The sequence below is a fragment of the Citrobacter sp. Cpo040 genome (genome assembly GCF_030332915.1).
GTDB classification, from domain to species: domain Bacteria; phylum Pseudomonadota; class Gammaproteobacteria; order Enterobacterales; family Enterobacteriaceae; genus Citrobacter; species Citrobacter portucalensis.
Genome location: NZ_JAOWGX010000037.1, coordinates 1 through 1170, shown reverse-complemented (window position 1 = coordinate 1170; position 1170 = coordinate 1). Strand labels below are relative to the sequence as shown.

1 rRNA gene (only partly in view) is annotated in these 1170 nt (G+C 52.7%); it reads left to right on the top strand.

What is annotated here, in order from left to right:
* Nucleotides 1-1158: ribosomal RNA gene (locus tag OGX86_RS18675) — 23S ribosomal RNA — on the top strand (it extends 1706 nt beyond the left edge of the window).
* Nucleotides 1159-1170 lie beyond the last annotated feature (12 nt).

The following is a 1170-nucleotide window of genomic DNA, read 5'->3' as shown; positions in this document are numbered from 1 at the left end:
AGTCGAAGATACCAGCTGGCTGCAACTGTTTATTAAAAACACAGCACTGTGCAAACACGAAAGTGGACGTATACGGTGTGACGCCTGCCCGGTGCCGGAAGGTTAATTGATGGGGTTATCCGTAAGGAGAAGCTCTTGATCGAAGCCCCGGTAAACGGCGGCCGTAACTATAACGGTCCTAAGGTAGCGAAATTCCTTGTCGGGTAAGTTCCGACCTGCACGAATGGCGTAATGATGGCCAGGCTGTCTCCACCCGAGACTCAGTGAAATTGAACTCGCTGTGAAGATGCAGTGTACCCGCGGCAAGACGGAAAGACCCCGTGAACCTTTACTATAGCTTGACACTGAACACTGGTCCTTGATGTGTAGGATAGGTGGGAGGCTTTGAAGTGTGGACGCCAGTCTGCATGGAGCCATCCTTGAAATACCACCCTTTAATGGCTGGTGTTCTAACGTAGACCCGTAATCCGGGTTGCGGACAGTGTCTGGTGGGTAGTTTGACTGGGGCGGTCTCCTCCTAAAGAGTAACGGAGGAGCACGAAGGTTAGCTAATCCTGGTCGGACATCAGGAGGTTAGTGCAAAGGCATAAGCTAGCTTGACTGCGAGAGTGACGGCTCGAGCAGGTGCGAAAGCAGGTCTTAGTGATCCGGTGGTTCTGAATGGAAGGGCCATCGCTCAACGGATAAAAGGTACTCCGGGGATAACAGGCTGATACCGCCCAAGAGTTCATATCGACGGCGGTGTTTGGCACCTCGATGTCGGCTCATCACATCCTGGGGCTGAAGTAGGTCCCAAGGGTATGGCTGTTCGCCATTTAAAGTGGTACGCGAGCTGGGTTTAGAACGTCGTGAGACAGTTCGGTCCCTATCTGCCGTGGGCGCTGGAGAATTGAGGGGGGCTGCTCCTAGTACGAGAGGACCGGAGTGGACGCATCACTGGTGTTCGGGTTGTCATGCCAATGGCATTGCCCGGTAGCTAAATGCGGAAGAGATAAGTGCTGAAAGCATCTAAGCACGAAACTTGCCCCGAGATGAGTTCTCCCTGACCCTTTAAGGGTCCTGAAGGAACGTTGAAGACGACGACGTTGATAGGTCGGGTGTGTAAGTGTAGCGATACATTGAGCTAACCGATACTAATGAACCGTGAGGCTTAACCTTACAACGCCGAAG